Below are 15,267 nucleotides of genomic sequence, written 5' to 3'. Positions count from 1 at the left end.
TCTCTTTACTTATTTATTAATCAATCGTTTAAAGGCGGTACTTCGCGACCTTGTTTGGCGTAGAACTCTGCCACAAAGTCGTCTAGGTTACCCTGCTCAATAGCACCCCGCAAACCTTCCATCACCCGTTGGTAGTAGCGCAGGTTATGGACGGTGTTAAGACGGGCACCCAAAATTTCGTTGCACTTATCCAGATGGTACAGATAGGAGCGGGAATAATTCTTACAGGTATAGCAATCACACTCGGCATCCAGCGGCGCGGTATCCTCGCGGTGCTTGGCGTTGCGGATCTTGACCACACCCGTGCTGGTAAACAGATGGCCATTACGGGCGTTACGGGTTGGCATCACGCAATCGAACATATCGACACCGCGGCGCACCCCTTCCACCAGATCTTCCGGCTTCCCCACCCCCATCAGGTAGCGTGGTTTGTCTTCCGGGATCTTCGGACAGATATGCTCTAAGATGCGATGCATGTCCTCTTTCGGCTCACCGACCGCCAAACCACCCACGGCATAGCCGTCGAAGCCGATGTTCATCAGGCCTTCCAGCGACTCATCGCGCAGATGCTCGTAGACACCGCCCTGAATGATCCCGAATAAGCTGTTCTTGTTACCCAAGCGATCAAACTCATCGCGGGAGCGCTGCGCCCAACGCATCGACATGCGCATGGAATCGCCCGCTTCCTGCTCGGTGGCTGGATACGGCGTACATTCGTCGAAGATCATCACGATGTCCGAACCCAGCGAGTTCTGGATCTGCATCGATTTTTCCGGATCAAGGAAGATCTTGTCGCCATTGATCGGATGACGGAAATGCACGCCCGCTTCGGTGATCTTACGAATATGGCCCAAAGAGAACACTTGGAAGCCGCCGGAATCGGTCAGGATCGGCTTGTGCCAATTCATAAAGTCATGCAGATCGCCATGCTTCTCCATCACTTCGGTGCCCGGACGCAGCCACAAATGGAAGGTATTGCCCAGACAGATCTCCGCTCCGGTGGCTTCCACCTCTTCCGGCGTCATCCCTTTGACGGTGCCATAGGTGCCCACAGGCATAAATGCCGGGGTTTCAACGGTACCGCGTTCGAAGGTCAAGCGACCACGACGGGCGCGGCCATCGGTAGTTTTCAATTCAAATTTCATAAAGGCCCTCTAACCAGAGAAACAGTCTGGTGATGGTGAAGTCTAGCGCTGTGCGCCAGCATTACAGAAGAAGATGGGGACAGCCGCTCGCCGCTTCAAGCGGCAAACGGCAAAAGTGCGGAATATGGTTACTTTTTTCCGACTGAATGACGAATTATTTGCCAGTATCCTGGCGCGTCACGAACATGGCATCACCGTAACTGAAGAAACGGTATCGATTTTCAACGGCATGACGGTAGGCATTCATGGTGTGTGTTTGACCGGCAAACGCCGACACCAGCATGATCAACGTGGATTCCGGCAGGTGGAAATTGGTCACCATCGCATCCACCAACAAGAACTGTTTGCCGGGGTACATAAAGATGGTGGTCTCCGCCGCATACGGCGCCAGCTCCTCCCCTTTTTCCTGGGCAGCTAACGCCGCAGATTCGAGCGAACGGACCGAGGTGGTCCCCACCGCGATCACGCGACCACCGCGAGCACGGGTGCGTTTGATCGCTTCCACCACGTCACTGCCCACTTCGGCAAACTCCGAGTGCATGTGATGATCTTCCACCTTGTCCACCCGCACCGGCTGAAAGGTGCCAGCTCCCACATGTAGGGTCACAAAGGCGGTTTCCACCCCCTTTTGTCTCAGCGCCGTCAACATCGCATCGTCAAAGTGCAAACCCGCGGTTGGCGCGGCCACGGCGCCTGGGCGTTGGTTATAGACGGTCTGATAGCGTTCGCGATCGGTTGATTCGTCGGGACGATCGATATAGGGCGGCAGCGGCATATGGCCAATGCGATCCAAAATCGACAATACGGGTTCGTCGCTGCCGTGTTCACCGGCACTAAAATCCAGCTCAAACAGGGCATCATGTCGCGCAGTCATCACTGCGACCACGCCGTCGTCGAAATGCAGTTGGGTTCCGGGTTTGGGCGACTTAGAGCTACGCACGTGAGCCAAAACTCGATGACTGTCCAGCACCCGCTCAACCAGCGCTTCGATCTTACCACCACTGGCCTTGGCACCATGTAACCGCGCCGGGATCACCCGCGTGTTGTTGAACACCATCAGATCGCCCGGTTGCACCAACGCCAACAGATCCGGAAATTGGCCGTCATGCAACGCCCCGGTATCGCCATCCAGATGCAGCAGGCGGGAAGCCCTACGCTCTGAGGTGGGATAACGGGCGATCAGCTCATCGGGGAGGTCAAATTGGAAATCGGCTACCTGCATTGTCTCTTCGCACTGTTTGGGCCCCCTTTCGGGGCGGGGGCGCTAGTCTATGAAGAGGCGGAGCGAGATTCAAGTCACGGGCGCTAAAGTCGCTAACGATGATCACTTTTGCTCGTCATCGGCGCGCACAGCCGGCTCATCGGCGTTGTCGTACTGGCGTAATACCTGACTCAACTGCTCAGGCACATCGTGGCTTTCCATTGGCATCAGATTAACACAGCTCCGTTCACGTTGCGCCTGCGACGAGCGGTGACTAAATAGCCATTTTATTGACATCAGCATCCATCCTTGGGGTATGTTTCTAACATGTAGCAAAATCAACGCCATCCTTGGAGTTGAACGAATAATAATCAGCTCCTTGTCAGAGGGCAAGTCAATTGAACTATCTTTCGCACCTCTATATTGCCCATCTTACTCAAACGGATCTCGCCGGGGCCGTCGCCGCCGACTTTGTTCGAGGTCCACTCACCGGCTGGCCAGAGCCCCTGAGAACCGGCATGGCACTGCATCGCTTGGTCGATCGTCAAATGGACAGTCATCCGCAGGTGTTATCGCTCAAGCGTCAATTTAACCAACGGCACCGACGCATGGCGGGGATCTTGCTGGACATGGCGTTTGACCATCAGCTGGCCAAGCATTGGTCGCACTACCACCCCACGCCGCTACCTCAATTCGCGGCCCATTGCTATCAAACCATGACGTCAAGCCCGGTGTTGCCTGACAGCTTTCGCCCCGTCTTAATCGCCATGCAGCAAACCGACTGGTTAAGCCAATATCAGCACCGTCAGGGGATCGATCGGGCGATCCGTGGAATAGCACAACGTCTGTCCCAGCCCGACAGGCTGTTGCACGCCCGCGATGAGATCTGGCGATTGAACCACGAGATCTACCACGCATTTACTCAGGTGCTGCCTGAGCTTGTGACCGACTGCCAACATCACCTGCGCCAACCACCGGCTCAGAGCTAGTCGGTCACCTGTCCACACAACGAAAAAGCCCGCTACCTGGCGGTAACGGGCTTGATAAATCAACCTATCGATTGAGTGACGTCGGTTACTTCACCTCTGCCGCCACTTCTTGCGAGGGTTTGTCCCCCTTCACACGCTCGCGCAAACGCTGGAACAACGCAAAGAAGCCGGGAATAAAGCAGGTACCGATCACCAGCACCATGGTCAAGCCACCCGCCAAGGTCCAACCCAACGACCACTGCGAGACCTCACCGGCGCCAGAGACGAAGATCAGCGGGATCATGCCGCAGATAAACGACCAGGAGGTCATGTTAACCGCACGGAAACGCAGCTTACCGGCTTCCACCGCAGCCTGCTCGATTGGCAGCCCTTCATCTTCCCGCTTGGCCCGAGCGAACTCGACGATCAAAATGGCGTTTTTCGCCGCCAGCGCGATAAGAAGAACCAGACCCATCTGGGCATACAGGTTCAGAGGCAGACCGGAGTACAGCAGCGCCAGCATGGCACCCAAGACTGCCATCGGCACGACCAAGATGATGGCGGTCGGCATGGTCCAGGACTCGTACTGTGCCACCATAAACAAGTATATAAACAGCAGAGCCAATGCAAACGCATAGACCGCCATATTACCCGCTTCCTGTTCCTGATACGCCATACCGGTCCATTCGTAGGCATAGCCATCCGGCAGCATCTGATCAGCCAGTCGCTCCATCGCGGCCATCGCCTCACCCGAACTGAAACCTGGTGCCGCTTGACCAGAGATGGTCGCGGCATTGTACAGGTTATAGCGCCAAGCCACGTCCGGTGCCAACGTCGGCTCCAGAGACACCAAGGTCGACAATGGGATCATCTCTCCCGTCGCGCTGCGTACATGGAAGCGACCCAAGTCCGACGTATCACGACGGAACTCAGCCTTCGCCTGCATATTCACCCGATAGGATTTACCGTATAGGGTCACATCGTTAACGCGCATGGCGCCGAGATTGGTCTGCAACGCCGCAAAGATATCTGTGATAGGAATGCCCAGCTGACGTGCCTTGTTGTAATCCACATCCACATAGTAGTGCGGCACATTGGCCCGGAAGAAGGAGAACACTCGGCTCAGCTCTGGCTGCTGGTTTGCCGCCATGAGGAAATCCTGCATCACGGTCGCCAGCTCGGTGCGCGGACGCCCCTGAGTGTCTTCCAGCATAAACTCGAAGCCGTTGCTGTTACCAATGCCCGGAATGGCCGGTGAGCCAAACGCCATCACTTGCGCATCGTTGTACTGCATCATGGCCCAGCCGTTCAGACGCATGGCGACGTCAGACAGCTTAGCGTCACGATCAGCCCAATCCTTCAAGCGGACGAACAGGGTCGCCCCGTTAGACTGCAGCGAGAACGATAACAGGCCAAAACCACGGGCCGCGCCAACAGACTCCACCTCAGGATAATTGAGGATAACCTGTTCCAGCTCGTTCACTACCTCATTGGTACGCGCCAACGATGCCCCATCCGGCAGCTGAACGTTGACGATCATCACACCCTTGTCTTCCTCAGGCACAAAGCCGGTTGGGGTATTGTTGAGCGCAACGGTCAAAGCGATGATGCCAACGGCGTACATGCCCAGCAGCAAACCGGATTTACGCACCAGTACCGCCGCGACTTTGCCATAGCGATCCGTCACATTATCAAAGAAGCGGTTAAAGGCCTGATACCAGCGTGGGCCCGCTTTGGTGCTTGGCTTAAGCAACATAGAGCACAGTGCTGGCGACAGCGTCAGTGCGTTGACAGTGGACAGACACACGGAGATCACGATAGTCACCGCGAACTGTGCATACATCTGACCAGTAATGCCTGGGAGCAAGGACACCGGAATAAAGACAGCCAGCAGTACCAACGTGGAGGTGATGATCGGGCCGGTTACTTCCTTCATCGCATTGATGGTCGCCTGCGCGCCCGTCCAAGACGGGTTTTCACGCATGTTACGCTCAACGTTTTCGATCACCAAAATGGCATCATCCACCACAATACCAATGGCGAGGATCAAACCAAACAAGGTAACGGTGTTAATGGTAAAGCCCATCGCCAGCATCGCGGCAAAGGTACCGATCAGTGAGACCGGAATGGCCACCAAAGGCACCGCAGTGGCACGAATCGAGCCCAGGAACAGATACGTCACCAAGACAACCAACAAAATGGCCTGGATCAGGGTCTCAATAACGGATGCGATGGACTCTTCCACGAACACCGTGGTGTCGTACACCACGTCGTAAGCCATGTCTTCAGGGAAGTTGGCTTCAATGTCCGCCAACAGCTCTTTCACCAATGCCCCGGTCGCCAGGGCGTTGGCATCGGGTTGCAGGGACAAAGAGAGCATGGAGGCCAGCTGACCGTTTCGAGTCGCGCTAAAGTCATACAGCTCCTTGCCCAACTCCACTTCAGCAACGTCCTTGAGCAACAGGGTACTGCCCTGATTGTCAGCGCGGACAATGACGTGCTCAAACTCTTCCACGTCTTTCAAGCGACCACGGGTCACCAGCGGAACCGTCATGGCCGGCTGATCAAGATCCGGCGCGCCACCTAGGCGGCCGGCTGGCATCACGATGTTTTGCTCGGCAAGAGCGCCATAGACATCACTGGTGGTCAAGCCGTAACGCGCCATACGTTCGGGATCCAGCCAAACTCGAATGGAGTAACGTGCGCCGCCCATCAGCGACACGTCCGAGATCCCCGGCACACGCTTGAGCTGCTCCTCCACGTTAAGGCCAACATAGTTGGTCAGGAAGATGTCATCGTAGGTGTTGCCCGGCGAGTAAAAGGCCATCGCCATCAATAGATCTGGCGATTTTTTTGACACCTTTACGCCACGCTCACGCACGTCCGCCGGCAAACGCGGCAGCGCCTCGTTCACCCGGTTTTGTACCTGTACCGTAGCCATATCGGGATCGGTACCGATATCAAACGTAACCTCGAGGAAGTAACCGCCATCGTTGGCCGCACGCGAACGCATGTAGAGCATGTTCTCTACGCCGTTCACCGCTTCCTCGATCGGCTGCGCCAACGTTTGCTCAACGACCTCAGCGTTGGAGCCCGGGTACATGGCCGCAACCTGCACCACCGGCGGTGTGATCTGCGGGAATTCGTTGACCGGCATGGTACGCATGGCGATCATCCCCACCAGCACCAAGACTAGCGCGATCACAATCGCAAATTTAGGCCTGTGAATAAAGAACTTAGAGATCATCGTTATTCACCTGCAACCTGAACTTGGGCACCGGCTCGGGCACGGTGCAAGCCAGCAGTCACAATGCGCTCACCCTCTTTCAGGTTGCCGAGCACCACAATTTCCTGGCCCAAACGTTCACCCAGCTCAACGTTACGACGCTCGATGGTATTACCCTCGCCAACCACCATCACAAAGCTGCCTTGCTGATCCGTCTGAACCGCTGCGTTCGGGATAACCAAGCCGTTGAGCGGCTGCACCGGACGTACCTGAACCTGTACGAACTGACCAGCTATCAGTGTTCTGTCCGAGTTTTCGAAATCAGCGTGAAGCGCCAGAGTGCCGGTCGCCAGATCGATGCGGTTGTCGAAAAAGCTGAGAGAGCCTCGCTGGTCATACATGACGCCTTGACCCAGATCCAACGCGATCTCCATCCCCTCTCCCTCAGCAAATCCCTGACTCAGCCAGAACATCCGCTCACGCTCTGAAATACGGAAACTGGTCCGAACTGGATCCAACTGCACCAAGTTAATCAACGCACCGGATTGAGGGCTCACGAGATCCCCCACGCTGGCGGTTGCCGCACCAACCTGACCGCCGATCGGCGCAATCACGGTGGTGTGAGACAGGTTCAGCTCGGCGCTATCCAGTGCCGCTTGCGCCTGCTGGACCCGCGCATCCGCCATGGCAAGGGTCGCGGTCAGATTATCGATGTCCGCCTGACTGACACTGCCTTTGCCCGACAGCTCTTTATTACGCTTGAGGTTAACCGCTGCAATATCGCGAGATGCCTTAGCTTCCGCCAAAGTTCCCTGCGCTGCCGCCAACGCCGCACGATAAGGGCGAGGATCGATCTCAAACAGCGGCGTGCCGGCTTCCACTACCTCGCCATCAGCTACCATGCGTTTGGTCAGATAACCGGTTACCTGAGCGCTGATCTGAATATCTTCAATGGCCTCGATACGACCAGAGAAACGCTTGACTGGTTGGTACTGCTGCAGACTCGCCGCAGAGACTTCCACCGTGGGGACAGGCATGGCAGGCGCTTCGCTGGCCTGCTGGCAACCCGTCAAGACGACGGCTGCAAGGGCTGCTGCTACGGGCAACTTACGGATGTTTTTCATGAAGCGAAGATCCCTGATGACAAAACGCACGCAAAGTGCATGCAAACTGATTTTTTCGGGATTCTACGCGCCACAACCTGAACAGCAGCCCAACAAAACACGAGCTATGTCGCACAAAAACAAATAAAAGTCTTATTGTAACAACGGGTGAACGGGCGCCTAACAATCACCCCCATTAGAGGCACATTAAGCTCACACAGTTGCGCATCGAACTGCGAACAATGTCATATCTTCGCGCTCACCCTACATGACACCACCCCAAACAACGTCGGTTGCTCGAGAAGAAACGAGATATGGCTGTCTGACTCCCGTCACAAAACCTAAATCAATCGCAATGCACGTTTCGTTATCACGCCAAACAGAGACGCATTATTCGCAAACTATTGAAGTTATTTTTTTAGGAGCTCACTTCTAACTCGTACATCGTCGTCACGTCCCCCACAAAAAAAGCAACGGAAGCGACGAGCCTCTGCACCTTTCTCAAGCACGGTGTCTGCCGTTCTCTTTGCCAATGGCGCGAAGGCAGGCACGCTAAATATCAACAACTCCAAAGAACAAAACAAAAAAAGGGCAACCCTAAGGTCGCCCCAAAAGTCATGCCACAACAAGACACAACGGGATAGGAACCCTCAACTAGAACTGGTTCATGGTGTTGTCTTTACCTGACGCCTTCAGTGCCGCATCGCCAGAGAACGCCTCTTTATGATCATCCCCCAGATCGGAACCGGCCATGTTCTGATGTTTCACACAGGCGATCCCTTCGCGGATCTCCTTGCGCTGCACGTTCGCGACATAGCCCAGCATGCCCTCATCACCGAAGTAAGCCTTGGCTAAGTTGTCGGTCGACAGAGCGGCGGTGTGGTAGGTCGGCAAGGTGATCAAGTGATGGAAGATCCCCGCCTCTTTGGCCGCATCCGCCTGGAAAGTCCGGATCTTGTCATCGGCGGTGGTCGCCAGTGCCGACATGTCATACTTGATGTTCATCAAGTCGGCACGCTCATAAGCAGACACATCCTCACCAGCCGCTTGCATGGCATCAAATACCTGCTGACGGAAATTCAATGTCCAGTTAAATGACGGGCTGTTGTTGTACACCAGCTTGGCACTGGGTACCACTTCGCGAATGCGATTAACCATCCCGGCGATCTGACCCACATGGGGCTTTTCGGTCTCGATCCACAACAGATCGGCGCCATTTTGCATCGAGGTGATGCAATCGAGCACCACACGATCCTCGCCGGATCCCGGCTTAAACTGGAACAGATTGGATGGCAGGCGCTTAGGCCGCACCAACTTACCATCTTGATTAATCAGTACATCGCCGTTGCTCATTTCAGCGAGGCTCACCTCTTCCACATCCAGGAAGCGGTTGTATTGATCGCCCAGATCGCCCGGCACCTTGGTCACTGCCAATTGCTTAGTCAAGCCTGCACCCAGTGAATCGGTTCGCGCGACAATGACGCCATCGTCGATACCCAGCTCAAGGAAGGCATAACGTACGGCGCGGATCTTGGCCAAGAAATCCTCATGAGGGACCGTTACCTTGCCATCCTGATGACCGCACTGCTTCTCATCCGACACCTGATTTTCGATCTGAATGCAGCAAGCACCGGCCTCGATCATCTGCTTAGCCATCAGATAGGTCGCTTCCTCGTTGCCGAAGCCTGCATCGATGTCGGCAATGATGGGCACAACGTGGGTCTGGAAGTTATCGATCTGGGACTGGATCTTAGCTGCATTGGCCTGATCGGCCTGCTCCCGTGCCGCATCCAACTGACGAAATAGGCCACCCAGCTCACGGGCGTCCGCCTGGCGCAGGAAGGTGTACAGCTCCTCGATCAAACCGGCCACCGCGGTTTTCTCGTGCATCGACTGATCCGGCAAGGGCCCAAACTCACTGCGCAGCGCCGCCACCATCCAACCGGATAGGTACAGGTATTTTCCCTTGGTCTCGGTCAAATGCTTCTTGATGGCGATCATCTTCTGCTGACCAATAAACCCATGCCAGCAACCCAGTGACTGGGTGTAGTTGGCAGGATCGGCATCGTAGGCCGCCATATCCGCCCGCATGATCCCCGCCGTATAGCGCGCGATATCAATACCGGTCTTGAAACGATTTTGCGCCTTCATCCGCGCCACCGTTTCTGCATTCACACCCCAAGTCTGACCTTGGCTTTCAATCAAATTTGCGGCCGAATCCATATCGGTTTTGTAACTAGACATATCGGTACTCCTTTAAGCTTGGTTTTCCTTGAGGGACGGTTCGATCAGGATCTGGTAACCCGGCAGGGTCAAAAAGTCGGTGAGCTGCTCAGCACAGGTCAGTGAGCGAAACAACTCAGCTGCTTCGGCAAATCGGCCAGCGTCAAAGCGCTCAGCCCCCAACTCGCCGCGAACCGTTTCCAATTCCTGCACCAGCATCTGCTCAAACAATGCCTTGGTCACAAGTTGGCCGTTGTCCAATACGGTGCCATGACGGATCCATTGCCAGATCGAGGCCCGCGAGATCTCCGCCGTCGCCGCATCCTCCATCAAACCGTAGATGGGCACGCAGCCGTTACCGCCGATCCACGCCTCCATATACTGAACGGCAATACGGATATTGGCCCGCATGCCCTGCTCCGTCGCTTGTCCATCGCAGGGTTCCAGCAACTGCTCCGCGGTGATCGGCGCATCATCCGAGCGGGTCTCCGACAGTTGGTTCGGAGTCGAGCCGATGAAGCGATCCATCACCGCCATGGCTGTATCGGCCAGCCCAGGGTGTGCGATCCAAGTGCCATCGTGACCATTCCTAGCCTCCAACTCCTTATCCTTCTGCACTTTTTGCAGCACCAATGCCTGCGTTTCCGGGTCTTTCGACGGAATAAAGGCCGCCATGCCCCCCATCGCCAACGCCCCGCGGCGATGACAGGTTTTGATCAACAAACGTGAATAGGCATTGAGAAACGGCTTATCCATGGTCACTGCCTGGCGATCTGGCAGTACCCGATCGGGATAATTACGCAGCGTTTTGATGTAGCTAAAGATGTAATCCCAGCGACCGCAATTGAGCCCGACGATGTTATTGCGCAGCTCATAGAGGATCTCATCCATCTCAAACACCGCAGGCAGGGTCTCAATCAAGCAGGTCACCTTGATGGTACCCGCTGGCAGCTTGAAGCGCTGCTCGGTAAAGGCGAACACCTGAGCCCACCACCGCGCTTCCTGATGACTTTGCAGCTTGGGAATATAAAAGTAGGGACCGCTGCCCTTGCTGAGCAGCACCTCATAGTTGTGATAGAAGTACAGAGCAAAATCCACCAGAGCGCCGGGAACCGCCGTTCCAGCCATGGCCAGATGGCGTTCATCCAGATGCAGTCCACGGACCCGGCAGATCAGCACCGCTGGATCGTCCCGCAGGGTATAAGCTTTGCCCGTTTCCGGATGGACAAAATCGATCTCGCCCCGCACGGCATCGGCAAGGTTGACCTGACCGGCGATCACCTTATCCCAGGCGGGCGCTAACGAATCCTCGAAATCCGCCATAAACACCTTTACGTCGGCGTTGAGCGCGTTGATCACCATCTTGCGCTCAACTGGCCCGGTGATCTCAACTCGACGGTCCTGCAGATCAGCGGGGATCCCCAAGATCTGCCAGTCAGACTGACGGATCGCTGCCGTCTCGGCCAAAAATCCCGGCATGGCACCGGCGTCAATCTGCGCCTGACGCTGTTGCCGCTGTGACATCAATTCTGCCCGCGGCCCACCAAAGCGCTGCACCAGCTCCGTCAGAAACCGGAGCGCCTCAGGCGTAAGGATCCGCTGCGAGCCCGGTTGCTGTGGGCCCAACACCACGATGTCCTGTCCCTGCGCTGTACTGTGTTGGCTCATCTATGCCCCCGCAACTTTCATATGTAATTTTTGAACTTTCAAAACAGACAAGTCGCAATTGCCGGATACGATAAAGAAACCGATCCGACTGCTCATTAAAGCTGAAGCATGGCCATAGAAAAATCAAGACAGATCACACTGGATATTTACAAATATGCCACAAATCACTGCTAAATAAGGCTTTAGTGGTGACACAATGATTGGAACAATCGATTAAAACAGCTGTTTAACTTTGACCCAAAAGATCTACCAAACATCCATTTACCTGAAAGTAAATAAGGTAAGTAAATTACCTAATGTTTAGACTTTGGCCTAACATTGCCATACGCATTCAGTCACTTCTCCGCTTAAGCGTAGCCGCGTTCCGTTTAGAACTGACGCCAAGGTGAAATAAAATCACCCTTGCCATCAGCGAGATAGCTACGAAGGCAACCACCTTCGCTCCATACTGACGTTTCAACCTGACGCTTACGTTAACGAAAACAAAACCCAACGGACGTCCGCATCAGTCTGTAATTAGGCCAAGATCAGGAAGGAAACAACGACAAAGCCGGCACAGAGGCCGGCTTAATTGGTTCTTTGGCTAGATTGTCAGACCAAAGATCAGACCGCTCCATCGCCCGACGCTTGCCCTTTCACACGCTCCCGCAGATGCTGCAATACCACATAAAACACCGGTACCAGCATGGTGCCCACCACGGCTGCAGCGATCATGCCGCCAAACACGGCGTAACCCAACGAATTGCGGCTCTCTGCCCCGGCACCACTGGCCACCACCAGCGGAAAGACCCCAAGAATGAAGGAGAATGCGGTCATCAACACCGCGCGAAAACGCAGCTTGGCCGCTTCCAGCCCCGCCTCGACCGCCGTCATGCCGCTCTCCCGCTGCTGCTTAGCAAACTCCACGATCAGGATCGCGTTTTTCGACGCCAATCCTATCAGCAACACCAAACCGATCTGGGTATAGAGGTTGATCTCGCCGCCGACCAAGAAGACATAGATAAACGCCCCCAGAATGGCCACCGGCACCGCCAGCATCACCCCAAACGGGATGGTCCAGCTTTCATACTGGGCCACCAAGAACAGATAGGTGAACACCAGCGCCAGTGAGAAGATGATGGGCGCGAGATTGCCCGCCTGGATCTCCTGATAAGTCTGCCCAGTCCATTCAAACTGATAGCCCGCTGGCAGGGTCCGCTGGGCCAGCTCGGCCATGGCTGCGATCGCATCCCCGGAGCTATAACCCGGCGCAGGAATACCATTAATGGTGACCGAGCTATACAAGTTGTACTGACTCACCACTTCCGGCCCGAGGATGGGGTTCACCGTCACCAGAGTCGACAGCGGCACCATCTCGCCGGTTGCCGTGCGCACATAGAAGCGGTTGATGTCCCGCTCCGAGTTACGAAACTCCGATTCGGCCTGCACCATCACCCGGAACACCTTCCCGAAGCGGTTAAAATCGTTGACGTAGTTGCCGCCAAGCATGGTCTGCAAGGTAGCGAAGATCTCCGTCAGTGGAATGCCCAGCGCCTTGGCCTTATCCCGGTCCACATCGACAAACATCTGCGGTACGTCGGCGCGGAAATTGGAAAACGCCGCGGCGATGGACGGTTGCTGATTGGCCTCAATGATCAAGCCGCGCATCACCGCCGCCAGCTCCGCCGGGCTGCGCCCCATGGTGTCCTGCAGCACAAACTCAAAGCCGCCGACGCTGCCCACCCCGGGCAAGGGCGGCAAGGCAAAGGCCATCGCGTTGACCTGTGGGTTGGTGGCGTACTTGGCCTGCAACCGCTGCAAGATCGCCTTATCATTCAGCTCCGGCGAGTCCCGTTCCTCCCAGCTGTCCAGCGACACGATCATCAGACCGCCGTTTGAGGAGACGGAGCCGGACAGCACCGAGAAGCCGGACGCGTGGATCACATGGGCCACGCCCGGCTCTTCTAACGTCAACGCCACCAGATCTTTCATCACCGCTTCGGTTCGATTGAGCGAGGCGCCATCCGGCAGTTGCAGATCCACCAAAAAGCTCTTCTTATCTTCCGAGGGCACAAAGCCACTGGGCAACGCCTTGGCCAGCATGCCGGTGGCCACCAACGCCAACACAAACAGCCCCATCACCATGACCGAACGGCGGATCATCATCGCCACCAGTGAGGTATAGCTGCCGGTCAGCTTGTTAAAGTAGCGGTTGAACGTACCATGAAAGCCGCTGTCGTGCTGCTTGGGCGGCTTAAGCAAGGACGCGCACAAGGCCGGAGACAGGGTCAAGGCATTAATGGAGGAGATCAGCACCGCAATGCAGATGGTCACCGAGAACTGGGCGTACATCTGGCCGGTAATGCCCGGCATCACCGCCGTCGGGCCGAACACCGCCAGCAGCACCAAGGTGGTGGCGATCACCGGCCCGGTCACCTCCTTCATCGCCTCCGCCGTCGCGGTCTTGGGATCAAGCCCCTTCTCTTCCATCAACCGGGTGACGTTCTCCACCACCACAATGGCGTCATCCACCACGATGCCGATGGCCAAGATCAACGCAAACAGCGAGATGGTATTGATGGTCATGCCAAAGAGCAGCAAAAACAGGAAGGTCCCCACCAGAGAGACCGGAATGGCGATGGCCGGTACCAAGGTCGATCGCACGTCCTGCAAGAACACGTAAACCACCAGGATCACCAGCGCGATGGAGATAAACAGGGTCTGTACCACCTCCTTGATGGAGACCGAGACAAACTCGGTGGTGTCATACAGCACGTCGTAGGTCAGATCGTCCGGAAAGTTACCCGCCAACCGCGCCATCTCGGCGCGAATGCCTGCCGACACCTCCAACGCATTGGCGTCCGGACTCTGATACACCGCCATAATGGCGCTGGGCTGATTGTCTAACCGGCCCTGTGCATCGTAGGTCTGACTGCCCAGCTCCACCCGGCCCACGTCGCCCACGGTCACCTTGGAGCCATCGGCATTGGAGCGGATCACCACCGCCGCATACTGCTCCGGCCGAGCCAGCCGCCCTTGAGTTTGCAACGTGTATTGAAACTGCTGATTGGGATCCACCGGCGCCGCGCCGATCCGCCCCGCCGCCACCTGAATGTTTTGCTCTTTCAGCGCATTCACCACATCCGAGCTGGTCACACTCAAGCTGGCCATTAGATCCGGATTGAGCCAAATACGCATGGCGTAATCCAGTCCACCGATGATCTGCACCTCCGACACCCCAGACACCCGCGCCAGCGTGTCCTTGATGTTGAGGCCCGCGTAGTTGGTCTGAAACAGCGCATCGAAGGTGCCATTGGGCGAGAACAGATTAACCACCATCAAGAAATTGGGGCTCTTCTTCTTCACCTTAACGCCACGTTGAGTCACTTCCACCGGCAAACGGGGCAGCGCCTGTTGCACCCGGTTTTGCACGTTGACCTGGGCCATATCGGCATCGACCCCGACTGAGAAGGTCACCGTCAGGCTGTAGGAGCCGTCGTTGGCGGACTTGGACTCCATGTAGATCATGTCCTCGACGCCATTCACTTCCGCTTCGATCACCTGACCTATGGTGTCCTTCACCACCTCGGCGCTCGCGCCGGCATAGCTGGTGCTGACCGCGATCTGCGGCGGTGACACATCGGGGAATTCCGCGACCGGCAAAATGGGGATAGAGAGGAGTCCCATCAAGGACAGGACAATGGAGATAACGAACGCAAACTTGGGCCGGTTGATAAAAAACTGACTGATCATG

The 15,267-nt window shown here is 56.0% G+C and carries 9 protein-coding genes; 1 reads left to right on the top strand and 8 read right to left on the bottom strand.

All coding sequences use genetic code 11. The features are described 5' to 3' along the window. Nucleotides 1-20: 20 nt before the first annotated feature. The 3 genes from tgt to ABEA08_RS16625 form a co-directional block, all read right to left on the bottom strand. Entirely contained in the window at nucleotides 21-1,145 is a 1,125-nt protein-coding gene (gene tgt / locus ABEA08_RS16635; protein WP_345336498.1) for a tRNA guanosine(34) transglycosylase Tgt, read from the bottom strand. A gap of 154 nt (nucleotides 1,146-1,299) precedes the next feature. Then, on the bottom strand, nucleotides 1,300-2,367 hold the full coding sequence (gene queA / locus ABEA08_RS16630; protein WP_345336497.1) for a tRNA preQ1(34) S-adenosylmethionine ribosyltransferase-isomerase QueA: 1,068 nt from the start codon (nucleotides 2,365-2,367) through the stop codon (nucleotides 1,300-1,302). Nucleotides 2,368-2,469: 102 nt separating this feature from the next. Further along, complete coding sequence (locus ABEA08_RS16625) at nucleotides 2,470-2,643, bottom strand: hypothetical protein (protein ID WP_345336496.1); 174 nt, start codon at nucleotides 2,641-2,643, stop codon at nucleotides 2,470-2,472. Nucleotides 2,644-2,744: 101 nt separating this feature from the next. Between ABEA08_RS16625 and ABEA08_RS16620 the strand changes: the two genes are divergently transcribed. Beyond that, a complete protein-coding gene (locus ABEA08_RS16620) occupies nucleotides 2,745-3,335 on the top strand; it encodes an acyl carrier protein phosphodiesterase (protein WP_345336495.1) in 591 nt (196 codons plus the stop codon). A gap of 85 nt (nucleotides 3,336-3,420) precedes the next feature. Here the strand turns inward: ABEA08_RS16620 and ABEA08_RS16615 are convergent, their stop codons facing one another. From ABEA08_RS16615 to ABEA08_RS16595, 5 genes are all read right to left on the bottom strand, one after another. Then, a complete protein-coding gene (locus ABEA08_RS16615) occupies nucleotides 3,421-6,561 on the bottom strand; it encodes an efflux RND transporter permease subunit (protein WP_345336494.1) in 3,141 nt (1,046 codons plus the stop codon). A gap of 2 nt (nucleotides 6,562-6,563) precedes the next feature. Next, a complete protein-coding gene (locus ABEA08_RS16610) occupies nucleotides 6,564-7,664 on the bottom strand; it encodes an efflux RND transporter periplasmic adaptor subunit (RefSeq protein WP_345336493.1) in 1,101 nt (366 codons plus the stop codon). A gap of 633 nt (nucleotides 7,665-8,297) precedes the next feature. Next, complete coding sequence (locus tag ABEA08_RS16605; RefSeq protein ID WP_345336492.1) at nucleotides 8,298-9,887, bottom strand: isocitrate lyase; 1,590 nt, start codon at nucleotides 9,885-9,887, stop codon at nucleotides 8,298-8,300. Nucleotides 9,888-9,899: 12 nt separating this feature from the next. Continuing rightward, nucleotides 9,900-11,534, bottom strand: coding sequence for a malate synthase A (gene aceB / locus ABEA08_RS16600; protein ID WP_345336491.1), 1,635 nt, complete (start codon nucleotides 11,532-11,534; stop codon nucleotides 9,900-9,902). A 603-nt stretch (nucleotides 11,535-12,137) separates the two neighbouring features. Then, nucleotides 12,138-15,266 carry an efflux RND transporter permease subunit gene (locus tag ABEA08_RS16595; protein WP_345336490.1) on the bottom strand — a complete coding sequence of 1,043 codons (3,129 nt, stop codon included), beginning with the start codon at nucleotides 15,264-15,266 and terminating at the stop codon, nucleotides 12,138-12,140. Nucleotide 15,267 lies beyond the last annotated feature (1 nt).

Source organism: Ferrimonas pelagia (genome assembly GCF_039543565.1).
Taxonomy (GTDB): Bacteria; Pseudomonadota; Gammaproteobacteria; order Enterobacterales; family Shewanellaceae; genus Ferrimonas; species Ferrimonas pelagia.
This window is presented reverse-complemented; position numbering and strand designations above follow the sequence as displayed.

What these genes read in the sequence shown, in the direction of transcription:
- tgt (WP_345336498.1), bottom strand. Translation starts at nt 1,145, where the DNA reads ATGAAATTTGAATTGAAAACTACCGATGGCCGCGCCCGTCGTGGTCGC.
- queA (WP_345336497.1), bottom strand. Translation starts at nt 2,367, where the DNA reads ATGCAGGTAGCCGATTTCCAATTTGACCTCCCCGATGAGCTGATCGCC.
- ABEA08_RS16625 (WP_345336496.1), bottom strand. Translation starts at nt 2,643, where the DNA reads ATGTCAATAAAATGGCTATTTAGTCACCGCTCGTCGCAGGCGCAACGT.
- ABEA08_RS16615 (WP_345336494.1), bottom strand. Translation starts at nt 6,561, where the DNA reads ATGATCTCTAAGTTCTTTATTCACAGGCCTAAATTTGCGATTGTGATC.
- ABEA08_RS16610 (WP_345336493.1), bottom strand. Translation starts at nt 7,664, where the DNA reads ATGAAAAACATCCGTAAGTTGCCCGTAGCAGCAGCCCTTGCAGCCGTC.
- ABEA08_RS16605 (WP_345336492.1), bottom strand. Translation starts at nt 9,887, where the DNA reads ATGTCTAGTTACAAAACCGATATGGATTCGGCCGCAAATTTGATTGAA.
- aceB (WP_345336491.1), bottom strand. Translation starts at nt 11,534, where the DNA reads ATGAGCCAACACAGTACAGCGCAGGGACAGGACATCGTGGTGTTGGGC.
- ABEA08_RS16595 (WP_345336490.1), bottom strand. Translation starts at nt 15,266, where the DNA reads ATGATCAGTCAGTTTTTTATCAACCGGCCCAAGTTTGCGTTCGTTATC.